The sequence below is a fragment of the Bradyrhizobium sp. 197 genome (genome assembly GCF_023073375.1).
Classification (GTDB): Bacteria; Pseudomonadota; Alphaproteobacteria; order Rhizobiales; family Xanthobacteraceae; genus Bradyrhizobium.
Genome location: NZ_JADPJJ010000137.1, coordinates 1 through 1072, shown reverse-complemented (window position 1 = coordinate 1072; position 1072 = coordinate 1). Strand labels below are relative to the sequence as shown.

At 61.6% G+C, this 1072-nt stretch carries 1 protein-coding gene; it reads right to left on the bottom strand.

What is annotated here, in order from left to right; translation table 11 throughout:
* Window positions 1-1059 (bottom strand): amino acid adenylation domain-containing protein (locus IVB27_RS30330; protein WP_345946941.1); only part of this gene is annotated, 1059 nt, incomplete at its 3' end.
* Window positions 1060-1072 lie beyond the last annotated feature (13 nt).

Below are 1072 nucleotides of genomic sequence, written 5' to 3'. Positions count from 1 at the left end.
TGCGCCGACCTCACCACTGAACGGATCGGCCAAGAACCTCTCCGCCGTCAGTTCGGGCCGGTTCAGATAGCCACGCGCGACCCCCGCCCCGCCAATGTAGAGCTCTCCCACCGCTCCCAACGGAACGGGCGCGCCATGGCCATCGAGCAGATACACACGCGTGTTCGCAATCGGACGGCCGATGGGGAGCCGCTGCAATGTCTCATCAATCGCGGTAATCTCGCAGACTGTCGCAAAAGTCGTCGTCTCGGTCGGACCGTAGCAATGCAGGAGATGTTGCGGTCGGCTCTGGCTCAAAATCGGTGCGACTGCCGCCACATCAACCGCATCACCGCCAACCAATAGCAACCGCAAACTCGCCGGCACCGGGCCCAAATCAGCAGCGCTCTGGTTGAACAACCCGGCCGTCAAATGCAGGACGCTAATGCGGTGCTGCTGAACCAGGCCGCGCAGCACCCCTGGTTGCAGCGCATCAGTGTATGGAATCACGATCAGGCTAGAGCCGTGTAGCAGCGGTGCCCAGACTTCCAGTGTACTGATATCAAACGCGGGGTTGCCCACCCACGCCACACGATCACTCGCATTGAACTGCGCATATCCGTTGTTGATGACCAGTCGGTTTACGGCACGATGAGGAACAACAACCCCCTTCGGAAGGCCGGTCGAGCCGGAGGTGTACATGACGTAGGCGGCAGCCTCGGCGGTCAATGCCAAGCCAGGATCGGTGCTAAGGCCTGCTCCAGTCATGAGCGGCTCAATAGGCAGAACAGGAATCGTCACCTCGACCAGATCATCATCACTGTTGGTGAGCACCAGGCGCGCAGCACAGTCGGCCATCATCCAGCTCTGTCGCGCTGGTGGAAGACTGCGATCGATCGGCACATAAACTCCGCCCGCCTTCAGGATCGCCAGCTGTGCCACCACCAGGACGACGGAGCGATCCAGCATTGTCGCAAGGCGATCCCCGGGCGTGACCCCGAGTGCGATCAGATGATGCGCCAGGCGGTTGGCCCGCGCATTGAGCTCGCCATAGCTCAAGCGTTCGTCCGCACAGACCACCGCCACCGCATCC